We start from the raw sequence: 18,110 nt of genomic DNA, 5'->3' as shown, positions 1-18,110 counted from the left end.
TTCAGCATTCCTTTCTTACAAAGAAGCCCGATAAATTTGCATCGCATCCTCTCGGCTTACTTCTTTAAGGCTTGCATCGATACATCCTTGCATGGTCCTGTAAGCACTATCTACAAGTTCTGGAAGCAACTCTTCCGTTACCCCCAAGTCCATTAAGCTTACAAGCGAATCAAATTTCTTCAGTACATGCCGAAGAGCATCGCCGGCTCGTGCCGCTTGCTCCTCCTCTGAAAGTCCATCCACTTCATATTTTAATAGTTGAGTGACTTTGGCATATTTTTTGATATTTGCATCAAAGGAAAAATCTAGAAATGCAGGACCAATGGCTGCCATAGTCAATCCATGAGCAGCATTCGTCGCCCCGCCAACGGCATGCCCTAGCCCATGAATAGCAATGGTGGTCGCTTGTACAATGGCAACTCCCGCCAGGGTATTAGCATATGAAATACGCGTCCGAGCATGTAAATTTTGTGGATCAACAATCACCGTTTCCAAGTGTTTCATCACAATTTCCATCGCTTCAATCGCCAGCAGATCAGTAAATGGTGTCGCTGGTTTTGACAAGTAGGCTTCCATGCCATGAAATAACACGTCGACTCCCGTTGTCTCTGTAATCCGCTTTGAAAGAGTTAATGTTAATTCCGGATCTACAATCGCCAGTTTTGGATATAAACTCTCATGTCCAACCCCAGGCTTTTCTCGCGTTTCTAGATTTGTGATTACAGCGAACTTTGTTACTTCAGCACCCGTTCCTGCCGTTGTCGTTATAGCAATAATCGGAAAAGCAGGAACGACATTCTCCAAAGTTTCTCGTCTTCCACCCGGCATATAATCAACCATTTTTCCACCGTTTCTTGCAACCAAACCGACTGCTTTTGCTGTATCCATGGCACTGCCGCCACCAAGGCCTACTACAGCATCACATTTCTCATCCAAGAACAGACGAACCATATCGTCAACATAATTGGCAACCGGATTCGGCATGACGTGGTCATCAACAACCACGTCAATTCCGACTCCTCGCAATTGATCGCATACTCGATCCAAATAACCCATCTTTCGCATCACAACGTCCGAAATCACTAGGGTTTTTGTTCCAATTTTAGTTGCCGCTTCCCCTAATTGATTCAAACTTCCTGCCCCAAAGATCACCCGAGTTGGAATTTGAAACTCAAATGTTTTCATCTTCTGTCTCCTCACTGGGTGTTTATAACCAATTCAAACTTATTTGCAAAGGGCAAACATGTCTTCAATTTTTTCAAGTGTATATAAATCACCAAGACCCCATGCTTGTGCCGTTTGCAAGGCATCTGGCGCCATTTTTGCAATGGCTTTTGGATCATCAATCCCCGCTTCTGCCAATGTTTTTGGCGAGCCAATCTTGTCAAACCAGTCCAAGGTCAGTTTCAGTCCCGCTTCCGCTGCTTTTTTGTCATCGGCTTCATCCAGTTTAAATACCTCGCGGGCATAGCCTGCGAATTTTGCTGTTTTGCTATCCATAAAGTATCGCATAGTTGCCGGGATCGTTACAGACATAGCCGCACCATGAGGTGTGTCATAGAAGTTGCTTAAGGAGTGACCCAATACGTGAATAGTCGCATCAGCTGGTCCCAAGCCCAATGGATAGAATCCATTCCAAGCAAATGATGCTGTCCACATCATCTGAGCTCTCGCTTCTTTGTCTTGTGGGTTGACCAACAATCGATCCATGCAATCCATAATGGTGCGAATGGAAGCTTGTGAATATCGGTCTTGGAATGGTGCCCATGAAAGTTCATGGCCAAAGTAAGCTTCCATCAAGTGCGATACAATATCCGCTGCTGAATACGCTGTTTGGCGCATAGGCAAGGTATATGTCAATTCAGGATCAAGAATGGCTACTTTTGGAAGAAGGATTGGATTGGCATAGCCATCTTTTCTTTGAATTTTTTCGTAGTTCATAACCGTTGTATAGTTCAATTCAGAACTGGTTGCCGGTACGGTAACCACCACTACAAGAGGCAATACAGACTCAGGTGTTGCTTTGCCTTCAACAAAATCCCAGGCATCTCCATCATATGGCGCCGCCATGCTGACGTATTTTGCTTCATCCATGGCAGATCCGCCACCAAGAGCGATCAATACATCCGGTTTTTCCTTTTTGGCAATTTCAATGGCTCCCTGAGCATGCTCAACAGTTGGGTTACTTTTAACGCCAAAGTACTTAATCAACTCTACGCCTGCTTCTTTACAGCTCTTCTCTACTTTTTCAAGGAAATCAACTTTAGTAAAAAAGTCTTCCTCATAAGTAATCAATAATGCTTTTTTTCCAAACTGTGCTGCTTTTTCCCCAACTGAGGATACAGCACCTTCGCCAAATTTAATTTGTGTGGGTAGTGAAAATTCAAATCCGTACATAATATTTTCTCCTTTTTAATCTCATATTTTCTCTGCTTGGCATTGCCAAAGACAATACCTGACCTTATCTACTCTTGGCTCGATCTTGGCATGCCATAAACCTAGCATACCCTGGATCGACTTGACATTCCTTGCGAATACCCGGGGTTATTTTCCTTGTTTCTTACCTTGTTGGTCCAATAGAACGGCTATTACAATCAAAGAACCTACAATAATATTTAAAATAAATGGATTGATCCCCAATAGATTTCCACCATTTCGAATCATAGCGATAATAATCGCACCCAAAAACGTACCTAAAATACTACCTTCCGCACCCATTAAACTAGCACCACCAACAACTGCCGCTGCTACCGCATCCATTTCATAGCCTTGTCCCGCTGATGGTATGCCATTTCCTAATCGAACCAAGAATAAAACACCTGCAATGGAGGCTGTAAAGGCACAAAATCCATAAACAGCTACAATATTCTTTTTAATATTAATTCCACTAAGTCGCGCTGCTTCTTCGTTGCTGCCGATGGCATAGATGTTGCGACCAAATTTTGTATACTTTGCAATAAATGCACCCAATCCTAGAACGACCACCCAGATAAAAAAGACTGCTGGCAAACCCAAGAATTCAGCTGTTGCAAAAGATCGGAAAGATTTTGGCAAACCAGAAACCATATTGGCACCGGTAATCAGCATCACACCGCCTCGAATAATCATCATTCCTGCCAAGGTTGCAATAAATGGCGGCACGCTTCCTTTGTGAATGACCCAACCTTGAATGACACCGACGACTGTACCACAGATCATTGCACCAATCACAGAAAGAATTATTGGCACGCCACTCGTCATCAAAAGAGCTGCAATAATACCGCTAAGACCCAATACAGAACCAACGGATAAATCAATTCCAGCTGAGATAATAACAAAGGTCATTCCGACTGCAGCAACACCGACAATCGATGTGGAACGAAGTAAATTTGAAATATTGCCTAAGGTCAAAAAGCGATCTGATGCAAATGACATAATAATGATAAATACTATTAAAATCGCACCCAAAGTGCTTTCACTGTATCGTTTCCGAAAAGCATTAATTTTATCCAAAATTCCTGTTTGTTTATTTTCCTTCTTCATTGTTGTTTCCATCATGTTCTTATTCCTCCACCGAATCTTTTATTCCTGACGCCAATCGTAAAATTAGCTCCTCATCAAATTCACTCCGAACTAAGGTATCCATCTTTTGGCCCTCATGGATCACAATTAATCGATCCGATATACCCATTGCCTCGGGTAAATATGAAGAGATCAATACGATGGAATTTCCCGCCGCCAAGATTTTCTCAAATAAACGGAAGATTTCACGTTTAGCCCCAACATCTATACCAACTGTTGGTTCATCGAAAATAAAAATTCGACTATCGCGATTCAACCACTTTCCTATGACTACTTTTTGCTGATTTCCACCGCTTAAATTTTTTACTTTTTGATCGATTGTCGGTGTTTTTATCAATAAATCTTTGACATATTTCTCAGCAATCTTAGCTTCCTTGCGTAAATTAATAACGCCTTTACTCATAACGCGATCGTATGCTGCCAAGTTAATATTCTCTTTTACCGATGTCGCCAGAGACAAGCCCTGCTCTTTTCGATCTTCCGGCAAAAGTCCGATTCCTAATTTTATGGCATCCTGCGGTGATTTAATTTTTACCTCTTGACCAAATAATTCAATAACGCCCTCTTCATAAGAATCCGCACCAAAAACGGCACGCATAATTTCAGTTCGCCCGGATCCTACAAGCCCAAACATCCCCAAAACTTCGCTCTTTCGAAGACTCAAATCAATATTTTCAAAGCTGCCCTTTCGAGTAAGGCCTTTTACCTTTAGCACCTCATCTCCCGGCTCATAATGCTCAATGGAATACATATCCTCAATGGTTCGTCCAACCATCATGGCGATCAATTGATCTTCATCCGTTTGATCTGTCTCCACGGTATTCACCCATGCACCATCTTTAAATACGGTAATGGTATCGCAGATTTGAAAGATCTCTTCCAAACGATGAGATATGTAGATGACTGCAATTCCCTTGCCTTTTAAGGTTTCAATAATCTTAAATAGTTCTTCAACCTCTTCATTGGCCAATAAAGCCGTTGGTTCGTCAAAGACAACAACCTTGCAATCTTGATGAACAGTTTTTGCAATAACAACCATCTCTTGTTGCGCTACAGATAAGTTTTTCACCACTTCTCGCGGATTCACCTGTATATGCAAACTATCCAGGGTTTCTTTTGTTTTCTGATGTACCGTATCCCAGTCAACCATGCCCTTTTTCATTGGCAGTTTACCCAAAAAGAAATTTTCTCCAACGGTCAAGTGCCTAGCAATCGTAACATCTTGATACACGCATCCCAAACCCAACTGGCCTGCGTGGATTGGATTTTGAACCGTTACTTCTTTTCCCTCGATATGAATTTGGCCTTGATCTTTTTGATGAACTCCCATCAATGTTTTTATTAATGTAGATTTCCCAGCGCCATTCTCTCCCACCAAGGCATGTACTTCTCCCGCATGCACTTGAAGTTTCACACCCTTTAATGCGTGAACCGATCCAAATGATTTATGGATATCTGTCATTCGTACTACTTCATGTGTCCAGTTTCGCATATTTCTCTCCTCACTCAGGTAAAAGTATCGGCAAGCCTAGGTTCAGGCTTGCCGTTTTTTTCTACAGATCTTCTTTACTAGTTACTTGAACACCTGTGTCAATGAACTTCGGCAACTCTTCACCCGCTTTAACTTTCATAATCGATTCACAACCGGCATAACCCATGTTGTGCTGATCTTGAATAATCAAAGCTTTGATCACACCATTTTGTAAAGCTTCAACTTCTGACGGATCATCGTCAAAAGCAATGGCAATAATCTCGTCTTGAAGACCTGATTGCTCCATGGCACTTGCTAGGCCTGTTCCAGAGAAGCAGCAATCGCCATAAACGCCAATCAAATCGTCATATGTAGTAATAAAGTCTTCCGTTGCAATCATTCCCTTTGCAGGGTCGCCTTCAATGTATCGTGGTTCAAGAATTTCAATTTCCGGTGCAATTTCTGCCATGCGGTCAATGAAACCGTTGTCCCGTTTGATAATTGTATCAACACCAGCAACACCAGCCACAATACCCACTTTGCCTTTCAAAGCAATACCAGCCGCATTCAAATACTCGACCATTGCATCAGCTGCCATGGCACCACCCGCTACATTGTCTGTTGCCAGATGTGTAACAACCTGATCACTTGGTACTTCTGTATCAATTGTGATCACAGGGATTCCCATTTCAGTTGCTCGCTCAATCGCTGGTACTGCGCCTTCAGCACCGTCTGTACCAATTACGATTCCATCTGGTTGACTGTTAATCACGTCGTCTAAGATTGTCAACGCCTTTTCGAAATCGCTTTCCGAAGGTGCCCCGTAAATGGTTACATTGACGCCTTCATGCTCTGCTGCATAATCGCGCCCACCGTCCGCTACCTTTTGCCAGAAAGGTGAATCTGTTGCCTTGATGATCAAGGCAATTTCTACCACATCATCCTCCGCTGCTGCCACCGGATCTGCAGCACCTGTGCTGCTGCAACCAGTAAATGCAATTAAACCTAGTACTGCTACCAATAATAAAGCTAAAAATCGTTTCTTGTTTTTCATTGAAATTCCTCCCCCTTATTATTTAACGGCAATTGCCGTTTTTTTACGGCATGCACCGTATTATTAAACGGCAATTGCCGTCTACATCGATCCCTAGATTCAATTGCAAAAACTTGTTACCGTAAATCTGCAACCGAATCAGTTAATTCAAAACTGGTGCGCAATTGCACCACTTCTGGTACAAAATCATCTTCCCATTCTCCTTCAATTCGATGAAGAATCAATTCTGCAGCTCGACGCCCCAAGGCTTCGATCGGCTGCTTTATACAGGTGAATTTTGGCAAAATGAAATTCATAAATTTTAAAACCGGCACTTGTGTATAATCATCAAATGAAATCACAGACACATCTTCTGGAATCTTCATGCCCGATTCCACGATCCCTTCCAATACCCCGATCGCGATATAAATATTACCCGCCATAACGATTGTAGGTGGATTGGCCATTCTCATCAGATCAATAAATTTGTTCTTGCAACTATAGCGCACAAAGTCACCCTGAACAACATACTCAGCTGGAATTTCAAGACCCGCCTCATTCATGGCCCGCACATATCCTTTATAGCGTTCTACAGCTGTAAATTCATTTTCAGGTCCATAAAGAAAGGCAATTTTTTTATGACCCTTTTGAATAGCGACCTTTATCGCTCTATAGGTTGCTTCCTCATTATCTACAATTACTGCATCGCATTCTAAATTTGGGATCTGCCTGTCAAGAAGAAGGACTGGAATCTTATCATTTAATAGGGTTTGAATATGCTCACCCGTTTTTGATGAAGAGGCCACGATAATCCCATCAACCCGTTTCCCTGCCAAAAAATGGGTCCTTTGCTTTTCTAGCTTTACATCTTGTTGATAATTACAAAGAATTACACTGTATCCCTTTTGTGTGAGGACCTCTTCCAAACTCTTAATAATCGGAGGGAAGAATGTGTCCGTCACATCCGGCAATAGAATCCCAATGGTATTGGTTCGATTGGTTTTCAAACTGCTGGCAATGGGATTTAGTTGATACCCCAGTTTGTCGATTGCTGCAATGATCTTAATTCGATTGCTCTCGGTTACATTCTTTCCGTTTAAGTATCTAGAGATTGTTGATTTTGATACACCTGATTCCCTTTCTACATCCAATATGGTTGACATTGTCATTCCTCCATCATTTTTTTCATAAGCTTATTATACACCATTTTGAGAACGTTCTCACCAATTCTCTAAAAAAAGACGTGAGAACGTTCTCACTTCAGCTCAAAAAAAACGAATGCTTGCATGATGGTAAGGGAATAAAACATAGGGAATTAGAATAATTCAGTCATTGCTCATGGTTCACCTCTAAGTTTTCGTCTGTTTTCGGGGATGAAAACATTTTCAACTCGATATTAGTATAAACGCTCTTAATTAATAATGCAAGTCTTTTGTGAGAAGGTTCTCATTTTTTTGCAAAAAAACACCCCAACTATTTGCTGGGATGCTCCATTTGTTGCTTTGCGTGAGCCAGTCGAAAGTTCCCCACCAGCTCATTCTTCCCATTTTTCACACTGACACAATCCACCCGATTAAAAAACATCAATTTGATTGCATCCATGGCGGATTGTGAAGCAAATACTGCATGATCTGTCAGTCGAGGTGCTTTCGTATCCATCAATTCTGACACCGATGTTAAGGTTAAATAAGAGACAAAATTCTTCAATCCAAAAAAGGATTCAACGAAAGAATTAGCTGGCTGAAAAATCAATTCTTCTCTTCTTCCCTGCTGTTCAATCTGTCCATCTTTAAATAAAATGATCCAAGTGCCCATTCGAAATGCCTCTTCAATATCATGGGTGACAAAGAGAATGGTTTTTTTCAATTTTCGGTGCAATGCAACAACCTCTTCTTGCAAGCCACGTCTTGAAATTTCATCGACAGCGCCAAAAGGCTCATCCATTAAAATAATCTCTGGATCCGCAGCCAAGGCCCGCGCTACCCCAACCCGCTGCTTTTGCCCCCCGCTAAGTTCTCGTGGATAACGATCCAAATAACTTGGGTCGAGTCCGATCAAATCAATTAATTCTTCCGCCCGTTTCCGCTGTTCCGGCTTTGATACTTTCTCTAAGTCCAATACATAGGTGATATTTTCGGCAATGGTTAAATGTGGAAACAAGCCGATTTGTTGAATTACATAGCCAACCTTTCGGCGTAGTGCAATAGGGTCCCACTCTGAAAGAGCTTTCCCATGCACATATATTTCCCCCTCTGTCGGTTGTATCAAGGCATTGACCATTTTTAGAATGGTGGTTTTCCCACATCCTGACGGCCCAATCAAGGTGACAAATTCACCCTTTTCAATTTTCAAGTTCAGATCTCTCACCACGGGTACACCAGCTTGATAGGCATGCCCCACTGCGTCAAATTGTATGATGTCCATTAAATCAGTCCTTTATCCTCCAAGAATTTGCGTGCTACATCTTTTGGATCCAGATTTTCTTTTTCCACTTGATAGTTCATTTCGATCATCTCATCATCGCTGATCTGATTTGCCAGCTTATTCAACACGTCTTTCAATTCTGGATATTGATCTAAAGTTTCCTGTCGAATCAGAGTCGCCGCCTGATAAGACGGAAAGAAATTCTGATCATCCTTCAAAACCTTCAGACCATACTCTTTCAGAAGACCGTCCGTTGAAAAGGCATTCACAACATCGATCTCTCCTGAACCAATAGCTTCATACTTCAGGCCAATATCCAATTCTTTCTTCTCCATAAAATCAAATCCATAAATCGCTTCCAAGCCTGGATATCCATCTTCCCGCTCATAAAAGTCATACTCTGCACCAAAGGTCAGCATGGGTGACTTGTCAACCAAATCCGAATACGTTTCCAACTGAAACTCGTCAGCAATGGAGCCCGCTACTGCCAAGGCATAAGTATTGTTAAATCCATAGCGATCCAACCAAACAATATTAAACTCGCTTTGATACATGGACATAACAGACTCGTATAACGCATCTGGATCATTGATCAATTCTTGTTTTAATACAAAGAGCCATCCCGTTCCGGAATATTCCGGATAAATATCAATCTCGCCCGCCAGCATGGCTGGTTGAATATTTGCTGTTCCTCCACCGATTCCCAGTTTCTGTTCCACCGTAATATCTGTATGGGTTTCAATCAACTGAGTTAACATCTCTGCCAAGATATATTGCTCGCTATGGGGCTTTGAGGCAATGACAACCTTCTTTTCCTCCGTTTGACATCCTGCCAAAACAACAAGCAATAGTAGCATAATCAATCCCAATAAACTTAATCGTTTCATTCTATACTCCTTTCTCCGTGCCCAAGACACGTTTCCGTATGAGTCGTTCCACAAGTCCCAAAGTCAAGTCTGATCCCATGGCCAAAAGAGCAACCAAGAGACTTCCCAAAACGGTCATCTCAGTGAAATTCGTCGTGATACCCCGCCAAATTGCAACACCTAATCCACCCGCTCCAATAAATGACGCAATCCCCGCAAGAGCGATCGTCATCACCACCATGGTTCGAAATCCTGCGAGAATCACCGGCAAGGCAATTGGAATTTGCACCTTCCACAGCAATTGACGGTCCGTGCTGCCCATACCGATGGCTGCTTCCACAATCTGTGGATCAACCTCCTCAATTCCCACATAGGTGTTACGGATAATCGGCAAAATCCCATAGGCTGTCAAAGCGATTAAAGCACTTGTATTCCCGATTCCTGTAAAGGATACAAGAAAACCAAATAAAGCAATGGAGGGAATGGTGTACAATACATTCGTCATGGCCAAAACAAGGTTGGCAATTTTTTTATTTCGTGTGATATAAATTCCCAAACTAATTCCGATCACAGTGATCCAGGCTATTGCAATCAAAGACAAGGCAATATGCTCGCCAACCAATTTTATGAAAAACTCTTTTCTGTCAACAAGTAATCGTCCCATTCTTACAATGAAAGCCATATCGTCCTCCTCAGGTCTTCTCTTTTATTCAATACCCAATTTCTTCTATTCCATCCTATAATCCCGTTGGCAAGGCTATCGCATCCACTGGACACGATAATAAACACCGACCGCATTCATCGCAAAGTTCAGAATCAATACCGTATGGTGAACCGGCTTGAATTGCTTGAAAGGGACAAACACTTTGACAACGACCACATCCAATACAGTTCTCTTGAATCTCGCAGCCCGACTTTCTTACTTTCTCTCCTCCAAATGCAAATCGATGCCGTTTCATTTTTACCTCTTTCCCGCTTAAATCAAAGATCTCACCTTTACCTCGAAACACACGAAAGACTTCCATAAATGCATGATCATCATTCCGAGGGAATAGTTGATCAAAGTCTTGATTTTCCCTATAAATTTGATCAATCAACTCTGAAGAAACAACTTCTACCTCCCCGGTCAATCGAATCTGTACAAAGTCTTGCGTCATCCCTGTAATTGCGACATGAGGCGACTCTCTTAATTGCCGATAAAAAGGCTTTGACTTGCAGGTCATAAAATATAAGCCGTCCTCCCGAATAAACATTACATCAATAATCCTTGATTGCGGCTTTCCCTCCGAAATTGTAGCAAAACTGACCGAACGCAAGCCACGTAACAACTTTAATGCTTTTTCCATTTTCATTCTCCTTTTTATTTGGATGTCCAAGTATTTGTGTAAAAAATTACTGGAAATTGGCATACACCCTTTCCAGTAATTTTGCAAAGTTTTTTCGTTCTTCTTCACTGATTCCTTGATATTCCTGTTCATACATGGCTTCTGAAATTTCAACAAAGATCGGATGCAAAGATCGGCCCTTCCCAGTTACATAGACACAATTCGATCGCGCGTCCGCAGGATTCTTTTGAACCTCTACATAGCCCAACCGCTTCAACTTATTAACCAAAGTCGTAACCGTTGAGCGATCACGATGAATGCGATCTGCCAGTTCGGTCATCGTCATAGGCTCCTTTTCATACAAAGCCACCAACAAATCTCCGTGGGATGGAACCAATCCAAATGCACCGGCTTTCTCCAGCTCAGCCTGAATCTTTTCATTTACTTTTTCTCGTATTCGACTCATATAATGAATCGTAGCATCTGTTTTCATGATCTTATTTTACTTGGATATCAAAGTAATGTCAAGACATTTTTTCATCTTTGATCCAAATCAACTCTCTTCTTCTAAGAATTCCAATATGAATCAATCCAAATAACAAAAACATTGCGCCCACCAAAAAGAGTAAATAGAGAAAAGGCGTCTTTGGAAAAATTTCTAAAATATTTCCCGCAATTGGACGACTCAAATACCCATAATTCCCGCCTGTAAGCCAATTCACCGGCAAAACGAATACAACGTAAGCCAAAGACCATTTATAAACTGCATGGATTCCGTCTTTCAAAATACGGTGTCCGCGCACCCAAGCCATAAACCCAATTGCCATCAAAAGCCCGCCATGCCCAATAAAGTATTGGATGAACATAAAATGCGGAAAGCCAAAACCCGATGTGTCTGGCGAAAGCAAGGCAACCGTTGCGCCGGCACTTGCCCAATAGAATACAATCTGATAGATCTTATCACTATCCTTTAACAACATCAAAATTGTCACTAAAATGGATAATCGACATGGATACAAAGGCAATGACTCAGCCCATGAAAATGCACCTGATGTGATATACCAAAGATAAAGCAATCCTTGTTGTAAAAGTAAAAGCAAAGCCAGAATCCGTGCAGCAGATTTCTCATGCTTCTTCATCCATTCTCGTTCCCGATAGACCCAACCGATTCCCATACACACCAAAAAAAGTGCAATCAAATGCTGATTCCCAAACATCTGAAAAGGCTTGCCAATATTCTCATTTCCCCAAAATAACATCCTTAACATACCAATTCCCCCTTAATAGCCGACTCTCAGTTTATCCAAACGACTCTTCTCTGACAAGTGCTAACCTAATCATTTAAGATTGATTTAATCTTTGATATACTTAAAGGAAAAAGAGGTGACCCATGCTTCAAATTCCTGTAACACCAACTCTATTTGACTTTTCTAAAGACAATACACCTGTCGCCACTGCAAAATCCGGCGACACCGTTGCTTTCGATACCTTAGACTGCTATGGAAATGCCGCTCCAGGGTGTACACTCCCCTTACCAAAAGAAGGCGGAAATCCCGCTACTGGACCCTTATTTATCGAAGATGCCATGCCAGGCGATAGCCTGCAAGTGGAGATCTTAGATATTGAAGTCGCCAAAGAAGGACTAATGAGAAGTGGTCCAAACAAGGGGGTTCTTGGTGACCGCTTTACTCAAGAATTTGTCAAACGAATCCCTATCGAAAATGGCCTTGCACTCTTTGACGAAAAACTCCACTTGCCCATTGATCCCATGATTGGTGTCATCGGAACAGCACCGGCCAATGAATCAATTCCCGCAGTTACCCCCGATACCCACGGCGGCAATATGGACTGCAAAGAAATCAAAAAAGGAACAACCCTTTTTCTTCCCGTCTTCGTAGAAGGCGGACTCCTTGCCATGGGCGATCTTCATGCGGTCATGGGGGATGGAGAAGTTGTAATCTGCGGCCTTGAAGTTCCCGGACGCGTAACGGTTCGGGTAACCGTGCGAAAGGACCACACCATCACACAACCCATGCTGCAAGCCGAAACGCAATGGATGAATATCGTTTCTGCACCGACCCTGGACGAGGCCGCACAGCTTGCTACAGACCACATGCATGAGTTTTTGATGAATCACACAGAATTAACTGCTGAGAATGCAGGCATGCTATTGAGCCTTGCGGGCAATCTTCGAATCTGCCAAATCGTTGATCCCAATATGACGGTTCGCATGGAATTTCCTCTGTCCATCATGAAAACCTACGGATTCATCCCATGGCAATGTTAAGTTCTTGTAAATCGGGCGAAACTTATTGGCAGTCTTGATATAATGAAATTCACCTTGAATATAGGAGGAGAATATGAAACTAAAAGTAGCTTTTGTTTGTGTCCACAATTCTTGTCGCTCACAGATGGCTGAAGGCTGGGCCAAGGAATTAGGAAGTGAATATTTTGACGTTTATTCCGCTGGTACGGAAAACTATCCGGAAGTAAAACCATTAGCTGTCGCTGTGATGGAAGAAGCGGGTGTCTCTATGAACAATCATCACCCCAAATTGCTTTCTGAAATCCCTTCTGAACTGGATATCTTGATTACCATGGGCTGTAACGTGACTTGTCCCTTTGTACCGAATCGTTTGATGGAAGACTGGGGATTAGACGATCCGTCTGGCGGACCCATTGAAGACTTTCGTGCAACACGAGATCTCATTAAGGAAAAAGTGCTGGATTTGATTGCACGCGCCAAATCTCAAACTCTATTATAATCAAATAAAGGAGCAAACCTTCCGGTTTGCTCCTTCTCTATTATTAGACGAGTTATGTCTTCTCATTCTCAAAAATCAAAAGAAAAAGATCCACTAGATCTTGAGAAAAGGCCTTACCTCTCTCCTTATTGATAACTTCTATGGCTTCTTTATGACTCATTGCTTTTCGATATGGACGATCTGATGTTAGTGCATCATACACATCACAAATCGAGACAATTCTTGCTTCCATAGCAATCTCGTCACCTTTTAGGCCTCTAGGATACCCCTTGCCATCAAAGCGTTCATGATGATCCCTTACAGCCCCTCGAACCACACGAAAAACCTCCGATTGAAACAATAACTCATATCCCCTTTCTGGATGAGTTTTAATAATTTCATATTCTTCTTCCGTAAGTCTACCTGGTTTATTCAATATCTGAGTTGGAATTGAAATTTTGCCTACATCATGAAGCAATCCAGCAATCTCTATATCATTCGGATGCTCATAGCCAACCATTACCGCTAATTGTCTGGCTTGAATCGCCACTCGCTCAGAATGACCCTTGGTATAATGATCGTTGATGTCTACCGCCTTAACCATCAAATGGACCATATCCACTTGATCTTGACTCACCTGCTTTTGATATAAATCAAGCCCCGTCGACATTTGATTAAAGGCATCAATCAGTTCATCCATTTCTTCAATCTGCATTGGCTCCATTTGCTCTCCAAAAAAACCATTCCGAACACGGTGCAACACTCGCTGCATAACACTCAACTTGGCAACAAAGTCCTTGAGTGCGCGGAAAACCAAAAGAATAATCAAGCAAATTCCAAATACTATCAAGATTAACACGCCAACCTGTCCATCATATAGAAAGGTGTATAGATAATCCAACTTATATTCCAAATGTAAAAAAATAGGCGGCATGGTCGTCGAGTGATTCAGAGGAACACAAAATTGAGCGGTGTCACAGAAAAAACTTGGATACAAAATAGCGATCTCATCCTCTTCAAGCCAAATCGATTGAACCAATTCCAAATTCATGGACTTATGTAGTTTCTCCCAAAACACATCATCTATTTTTCGACCAACCACATAAAACCCTCGATTGATCAAACCATCATTGTCGGACAAATAGGTTCCATTGATCAGATATGGCTCTTCGTCAATTTTGATAATTCCCGCTTCAAACTCTTGCTTCCCCACATTGTGAGCTACTTGACTACGCAAATACCTTACCCCTTCCACTGATGCACCTAGGGCAGATTCAAAGCCAGTCGAACTGTCTTTTATGTAAACGAGGTCAATATCATAATTGGTTTCTTGCAATAAGTTTTGTGATGCATTTTCTTGAATCCACTCAAAATCTTCCTGATCAATGTGATCAATGAGATCTGTCCAATGCCCGTGAATCCGCGCATAATTAGCCAATGTTTCTTCATACTGTTCCATAAACTCTTCTATGTTATTGTTTCTGGCACTTACAAATCGATCTACATATGTTACCATTTGAATATGAAAAATGCCCAAAACAATCAGAAAAGATAGGGCAACACCCCCTATTACCTTGGGAATAATAAACCAGCTAATCGTTGAGCGTAGTGATTTTGATTTTTTTAGAGCCATAACCCCTCCCATAATAAAATCCCCTGTCAATGACAGAGGATTTCTCTAATTCCTTAATTTTCATTCCTATTTTATAGGAAATTCCATAAATTTTCAAACCTTATATCCATTTTTTTACAACTTTTCGCTTTCAATTTTCTATTCTCCCACAGCAGTTGATTCATACTTTTCAAACCTCAAAAAATCATCACTTAGAAGGGAAACTGTCTTCTTCTGACAAAACGAATAGTTTTTCAAGCGTAACGTGCAAAACCCCAGCAATCTTCATTGCCAAAATCAAGGAGGGATTATAGCGTTCCTGCTCCAAAGCCACAATGGTTTGGCGGGTGCATCCAACCCGTTCAGCTAGTTGCGCTTGCGTCAAATTTGTCTGTCCACGTCGAATTTGACGTATTTGATTCTGCAGCTTTTCTGGCATTACAATCCACCTTTCCGATAAAAAAATACGGAAAACGCTGTGACTGATATGTTGGCCACGCAGATCAAGCTGTAAGCCAAAAACCATAACCAAGCAACAGGAACAAATCCACTGCTTTCATTTTTTGTGTATAAGGTAATCGCAAGAAGAAACACGTAGATCAAAGTAACAATAAACCCTGCTGATACGGCGCGCTTTTCGATCGCATCGTCCCGTTCATCTTTAATAATTTCTCCATTCTTCTTCCGGTAGACAATATTCAAAACAGCATCGCCTCCAAATCCCGCAAGAAATAGAACAGCTAGCATAATTGTTTTTCTCGTGTTATCGCCCCAGGTGGTCAGGGTATCTCCCGATAAAAAAATCGCAAGAAAAAACACAAAGACTAGAGACCATAGAATCATTCGAATAAAGGCTTGTTTCATCTGTTTACTCATACTCTTCACCTCACTTGAAGTGTATTCTATTTTATACAAAATGTCAAAAATACATTACATTTTAAATAAAAAAAACGATGCTTTCACATCGTCTCTTTCATTTATTTTTCATTTTCTTATGAAACGAATTTTGCGACTAGATCAACACACTCTGCCGCATCTTCGCTATAGCCATCTGCGCCATGTTCTTCCGCCCACTTGCTTGTAAGCGGTGCTCCCCCATAAACCAATTTGATATTCTCTCTCACCCCAACTTCTTGCAGATAAGATTCGATCACTGGCATCTCAGTCATCGTAGTTGTCAAAAGAGCTGACAAGCCAACAACATCAGGGTTATGCTCTTGAATCGCATTTGCAATCACTTCCTTGCTGACATCTGTGCCTAAATCAATCACATCATATCCCGCGCCTTCTAGCATAATACAGCACAGATTCTTTCCGATATCATGAATGTCCCCTTGAACAGTAGCGAAAATGACCTTACCTTTCGCCTGATTCTCTCCCTCTTTCAATAAGGGTTTTAATCGCTCCAAAGCCATTTGCATGCCCATTGCCGATACCAATACCTCGGGAACAAAGATTTCTCCTTCTCGAAACCGTTTCCCGATTCCATTCATACCAACAACCAAGCCCTCATTAATGATTTGATTGGCTGTAAAACCGGCTTCCAAGGCTTCTTCCACAGTCGATTTCACCAATTCCGGATTATTCATCGACAATACTTCGATCACTTTATTTATCATAATTTCCTCCTGCTAAAAATTCACTTTTCTTATCAAATCAAGTATTTGTTTCACTTCACTCGCAAGTCGATCTACATCCTCCACAGACGTGTCCTGACCGAATGAAAACCGTACGCTTCCCTTAATATAAGCACGATCCACCTTGCCAGCCTCTAAAACATAGGATGGTTCAACAGATGAAGAATTGCAAGCCGCCCCCAAAGAAGCCACAATTCCTCTTAACATCAAATGCATCAACAAACTCTCGCTTTCAACCTCACGAAATCCAATATTGGCAATATGTGATAATTGATATGTCGGATGTTGGTGAACCTGAAAATCAAGATTTTGACGCTTCAATTCATCCATCAATCTTTTGCGTAAAACCTTGCCATGGTTTTCTCGATCCGCTCGTTCACTTTGTAAAATTCTCGCCGCTTCTCCAAGTCCTATTAAATTTGCCACCGATTCCGTTCCACCGCGGTATCCACCTTCCTGGTCACCTCCGGTAATCCAAGAAACAATAGGCGTATCCGTTTTTAGGTACAAGGCACCGGACCCCTTCGGTCCATAGATCTTATGTCCCGAAATACTCAATGCATCAACACCCAGCTCCCTAACCGATATCTTGCATGTCGTTATAGCTTGCACGGCATCCGTATGAAAATAAACACCTTCCGACCTCGCAATTGCTGCCAATTCTTGTATAGGCTGAATGGCTCCAGTCTCATTGTTTGCCATCATGATGGAAGCCAGGATCGTATCCGGACGAATCGCACTTTCAAAGGCTTCAACAGACACTCGAAAATGATCATCAACGGGCAAATAGGTGACCTCGAATCCTTGCCTTTCAAGAAATTGAAAACTCGCTAAAACCGCATGATGCTCAATCTGAGACGTAATCAAATGCTTTCCCTTTTCCCGCAAAGCAAATGCAATCCCCTTGATTGCCATATTGTCCGCCTCGGTACCGCCACTGGTAAAAATAATCTCTTCAGACTCTGCATCCAAGAGTTCAGCGACTTGTGAACGTGCTTGTTCAATCTCTTTTCGTATTTTTTGCGCCTGAGGATAAAGCGCCGATGGATTAAAGTATTGTTCCTGAAAATAGGGTTTCATGACCTCGAATACTCGAGAATCTAAGGGTGTTGTTGCCGCATAGTCCGCATAAATCACGATCTTTCGCCCCCTCTTTCCAGATAGTCAATGATCGAAGACAATAATTGTTTCTCTTTAAAATGCGAGATAAATGGCTTTCCGCTCACCAACATACAGGGAGCCGTCTCATACAAAGGCATCATTTGAATCACCACATCAAGCCCCTGCATCTCTACCGTTGGAGACTCCCATACATTTTGAATTTTTACTGAAATCGAAATATCTCGATCCCGACACTCGTCTTCAATCATCGAGGCTGCTCGCAACATGGTCATCCCGCACAGCCCTCCAATCAACAATACTTTCTTCATCGGAGTT

At 41.9% G+C, this 18,110-nt stretch carries 20 protein-coding genes; 2 read left to right on the top strand and 18 right to left on the bottom strand.

All coding sequences use genetic code 11. The features are described 5' to 3' along the window. Nucleotides 1-15 precede the first annotated feature (15 nt). The 12 genes from AC25CA_RS03635 to AC25CA_RS03580 all read right to left on the bottom strand — a co-directional run bounded on the left by AC25CA_RS03635 (nucleotide 16) and on the right by AC25CA_RS03580 (nucleotide 11,948). Nucleotides 16-1,185 carry an iron-containing alcohol dehydrogenase gene (locus tag AC25CA_RS03635; RefSeq protein ID WP_486815683.1) on the bottom strand — a complete coding sequence of 390 codons (1,170 nt, stop codon included), beginning with the start codon at nucleotides 1,183-1,185 and terminating at the stop codon, nucleotides 16-18. 39 nt (nucleotides 1,186-1,224) lie between these two features. Further along, nucleotides 1,225-2,397, bottom strand: coding sequence for an iron-containing alcohol dehydrogenase (locus AC25CA_RS03630; protein WP_486815682.1), 1,173 nt, complete (start codon nucleotides 2,395-2,397; stop codon nucleotides 1,225-1,227). Nucleotides 2,398-2,544: 147 nt separating this feature from the next. Then, nucleotides 2,545-3,537, bottom strand: a complete 993-nt coding sequence (locus AC25CA_RS03625; protein ID WP_486815681.1) for an ABC transporter permease — start codon at nucleotides 3,535-3,537, stop codon at nucleotides 2,545-2,547. Nucleotides 3,538-3,541: 4 nt separating this feature from the next. Then, a complete protein-coding gene (locus AC25CA_RS03620; RefSeq protein ID WP_486815680.1) occupies nucleotides 3,542-5,053 on the bottom strand; it encodes a sugar ABC transporter ATP-binding protein in 1,512 nt (503 codons plus the stop codon). A gap of 61 nt (nucleotides 5,054-5,114) precedes the next feature. Then, nucleotides 5,115-6,086 (bottom strand): substrate-binding domain-containing protein, encoded by a 972-nt coding sequence (locus AC25CA_RS03615; RefSeq protein ID WP_486815679.1) that lies wholly within the window; start codon nucleotides 6,084-6,086, stop codon nucleotides 5,115-5,117. A 116-nt stretch (nucleotides 6,087-6,202) separates the two neighbouring features. Continuing rightward, nucleotides 6,203-7,228, bottom strand: coding sequence for a LacI family DNA-binding transcriptional regulator (locus AC25CA_RS03610; RefSeq protein WP_486815678.1), 1,026 nt, complete (start codon nucleotides 7,226-7,228; stop codon nucleotides 6,203-6,205). Between the two features lie 310 nt (nucleotides 7,229-7,538). Next, complete coding sequence (locus tag AC25CA_RS03605) at nucleotides 7,539-8,489, bottom strand: ABC transporter ATP-binding protein (RefSeq protein ID WP_486815677.1); 951 nt, start codon at nucleotides 8,487-8,489, stop codon at nucleotides 7,539-7,541. Next, a complete protein-coding gene (locus tag AC25CA_RS03600) occupies nucleotides 8,489-9,376 on the bottom strand; it encodes a glycine betaine ABC transporter substrate-binding protein (RefSeq protein WP_486815676.1) in 888 nt (295 codons plus the stop codon). Before AC25CA_RS03600 ends, AC25CA_RS03605 begins: the two co-directional genes overlap by 1 nt. A gap of 1 nt (nucleotide 9,377) precedes the next feature. After that, nucleotides 9,378-10,037: an ABC transporter permease gene (locus AC25CA_RS03595; RefSeq protein ID WP_486815675.1), complete on the bottom strand. Its 660-nt coding sequence runs from the start codon at nucleotides 10,035-10,037 to the stop codon at nucleotides 9,378-9,380. 55 nt (nucleotides 10,038-10,092) lie between these two features. After that, the gene (locus AC25CA_RS03590; RefSeq protein WP_486815674.1) at nucleotides 10,093-10,701 is read right to left on the bottom strand and encodes a 4Fe-4S binding protein; all 609 of its coding nucleotides are present in this window, start codon (nucleotides 10,699-10,701) and stop codon (nucleotides 10,093-10,095) included. A gap of 46 nt (nucleotides 10,702-10,747) precedes the next feature. Then, nucleotides 10,748-11,146, bottom strand: coding sequence for a MarR family winged helix-turn-helix transcriptional regulator (locus AC25CA_RS03585; RefSeq protein WP_486815673.1), 399 nt, complete (start codon nucleotides 11,144-11,146; stop codon nucleotides 10,748-10,750). 58 nt (nucleotides 11,147-11,204) lie between these two features. After that, on the bottom strand, nucleotides 11,205-11,948 hold the full coding sequence (locus AC25CA_RS03580) for a YwaF family protein (protein WP_486815672.1): 744 nt from the start codon (nucleotides 11,946-11,948) through the stop codon (nucleotides 11,205-11,207). A 122-nt stretch (nucleotides 11,949-12,070) separates the two neighbouring features. Here AC25CA_RS03580 and AC25CA_RS03575 point away from each other — a divergent pair, with 122 nt between their 5' ends. Both AC25CA_RS03575 and AC25CA_RS03570 read left to right on the top strand, forming a co-directional pair. Continuing rightward, the gene (locus AC25CA_RS03575) at nucleotides 12,071-12,967 is read left to right on the top strand and encodes an acetamidase/formamidase family protein (protein WP_486815671.1); all 897 of its coding nucleotides are present in this window, start codon (nucleotides 12,071-12,073) and stop codon (nucleotides 12,965-12,967) included. 73 nt (nucleotides 12,968-13,040) lie between these two features. Continuing rightward, a complete protein-coding gene (locus tag AC25CA_RS03570; protein ID WP_486815670.1) occupies nucleotides 13,041-13,445 on the top strand; it encodes an arsenate reductase ArsC in 405 nt (134 codons plus the stop codon). Nucleotides 13,446-13,497: 52 nt separating this feature from the next. Here AC25CA_RS03570 and AC25CA_RS03565 read toward each other — a convergent pair whose 3' ends face one another. The 6 genes from AC25CA_RS03565 to AC25CA_RS03540 form a co-directional block, all read right to left on the bottom strand. After that, on the bottom strand, nucleotides 13,498-15,057 hold the full coding sequence (locus tag AC25CA_RS03565; protein ID WP_486815669.1) for an HD domain-containing phosphohydrolase: 1,560 nt from the start codon (nucleotides 15,055-15,057) through the stop codon (nucleotides 13,498-13,500). Between the two features lie 187 nt (nucleotides 15,058-15,244). Then, on the bottom strand, nucleotides 15,245-15,475 hold the full coding sequence (locus tag AC25CA_RS03560; RefSeq protein WP_486815668.1) for a helix-turn-helix transcriptional regulator: 231 nt from the start codon (nucleotides 15,473-15,475) through the stop codon (nucleotides 15,245-15,247). Then, nucleotides 15,475-15,912 carry a DUF2178 domain-containing protein gene (locus AC25CA_RS03555; RefSeq protein ID WP_486815667.1) on the bottom strand — a complete coding sequence of 146 codons (438 nt, stop codon included), beginning with the start codon at nucleotides 15,910-15,912 and terminating at the stop codon, nucleotides 15,475-15,477. Before AC25CA_RS03555 ends, AC25CA_RS03560 begins: the two co-directional genes overlap by 1 nt. 116 nt (nucleotides 15,913-16,028) lie before the next feature. After that, a complete protein-coding gene (locus AC25CA_RS03550) occupies nucleotides 16,029-16,655 on the bottom strand; it encodes a corrinoid protein (RefSeq protein ID WP_486815666.1) in 627 nt (208 codons plus the stop codon). 12 nt (nucleotides 16,656-16,667) lie between these two features. Then, nucleotides 16,668-17,810, bottom strand: coding sequence for a cysteine desulfurase family protein (locus tag AC25CA_RS03545; RefSeq protein ID WP_486815665.1), 1,143 nt, complete (start codon nucleotides 17,808-17,810; stop codon nucleotides 16,668-16,670). Beyond that, nucleotides 17,807-18,103 carry a hypothetical protein gene (locus AC25CA_RS03540; protein ID WP_486815664.1) on the bottom strand — a complete coding sequence of 99 codons (297 nt, stop codon included), beginning with the start codon at nucleotides 18,101-18,103 and terminating at the stop codon, nucleotides 17,807-17,809. Before AC25CA_RS03540 ends, AC25CA_RS03545 begins: the two co-directional genes overlap by 4 nt. Nucleotides 18,104-18,110: the final 7 nt, after the last annotated feature.

The organism is Gottschalkiaceae bacterium SANA (assembly GCA_036323355.1).
Classification (GTDB): Bacteria; Bacillota; Clostridia; order Tissierellales; family GPF-1; genus GPF-1.
This window is presented reverse-complemented; position numbering and strand designations above follow the sequence as displayed.